The organism is Ideonella sp. B508-1 (assembly GCF_000333615.1).
Lineage (GTDB): Bacteria > Pseudomonadota > Gammaproteobacteria > Burkholderiales > Burkholderiaceae_C > Ideonella.
This window is the reverse complement of the sequence record NZ_BADL01000403.1, coordinates 1-1,193: the sequence shown is the minus strand read 5'-3', so window position 1 is coordinate 1,193 and position 1,193 is coordinate 1. Positions and strand designations below refer to the sequence as shown.

The following is a 1,193-nucleotide window of genomic DNA, read 5'->3' as shown; positions in this document are numbered from 1 at the left end:
GACATCGAGAATGCCTGGAATGGGGGACCGGTGCCTGCGGGCGAGCGGCCAGGCACAGTATTCACCGTGCGTTTCACGGCCCAGCCGTGAGACCTTCCCTTCGCTACTCCACAAGCCTGTGGAGGGCGCTCCCTTGTTCGGGGGGATCTCCTTCTCCGTAGGGATGGCGGTTGGTCCGTGGGATTCCTAGGATTGCCTTGACTACGTGGATGCGTCAATCTGTCAGGGCTTGGTTGTTCCCACGGATCGTGTCCCTTCTCGATCGAGGATCTCTCATCATGAAACATGCCCGAGCTTGTCCCCGCCTGTTGGCGGTGCTGTTGTCCATGGTGGCGCTCGGCGCATCGGCCACTGTCACCACGCCCGGTTCCTCGGCGGCGAGTAATGCGACGGGCACTGCTTCCGTGGCCGCCCAGAATACCCGGCTGAAGCTCCCCACGGCGCTGCTGCTGCAAGAGGTGCCGCCATGGGGTTCCACGGCCAATGAAACCATCCTCACCAAGCTGGGGGTGGCCTTTGTGACGGCCACGGCCAAGGATCTCGCAGCGATGTCCGACGCCACGCTGGCGTGGTACTCCGTGATCATTGTTGCCAGCGATCAGCCGCAGCCTTTCTACGACACCCTGAAAGGTCAGATGGGGCGCATCAATCAATGGGTGATGACCGGGGCGCGGACCCTGGAGTTTCACGTGGCCGACCATGGCTGGAACAATGGCCGCTTCACAGGGGTCCTGCCCAGGAATGTCGCGTCTTATAACGCGCGTGACGATCTGGATGTGGTTGTCCTGCCCGAGTGGCCCCTGATGCGGGGCGTGCCGACTTCGATCAATGGCAGCTCTGCCAGCCAGAATGCCCTGATGGTCCAGCCGCCTGTCAAGGTCATCCTCACCGACACGGTGGGGAATGCCACATTGGTCGACTATTGCTGGAAACGGGGGCGCGTGATCGCCACAGGGCTGACCCTGGAATACGCCTGGGACCACGACTGGGATGCCAAACCGGTGCTGGAGAACATGCTGACCGCGTCGACCTCAGCGCCGGGTTGCCACAGCGACATCCGGTGATGCCTGCCGATGTGCCGAGTCCGGGCTCCTGCGGGAGCCCTTTTTCGTGGGCGTTCAGGTCTGGATCAGCCGGCGGCTCTTGGCGATGGACATCAGCATGCCCAGCGCAAAGCCCAAGGTGACCATGGC

At 62.8% G+C, this 1,193-nt stretch carries 1 protein-coding gene; it reads left to right on the top strand.

The features are described from left to right. Window positions 1-278 precede the first annotated feature (278 nt). On the top strand, window positions 279-1,064 hold the full coding sequence (locus tag I73_RS16680) for a hypothetical protein (RefSeq protein ID WP_148289821.1): 786 nt from the start codon (window positions 279-281) through the stop codon (window positions 1,062-1,064). Window positions 1,065-1,193: the final 129 nt, after the last annotated feature.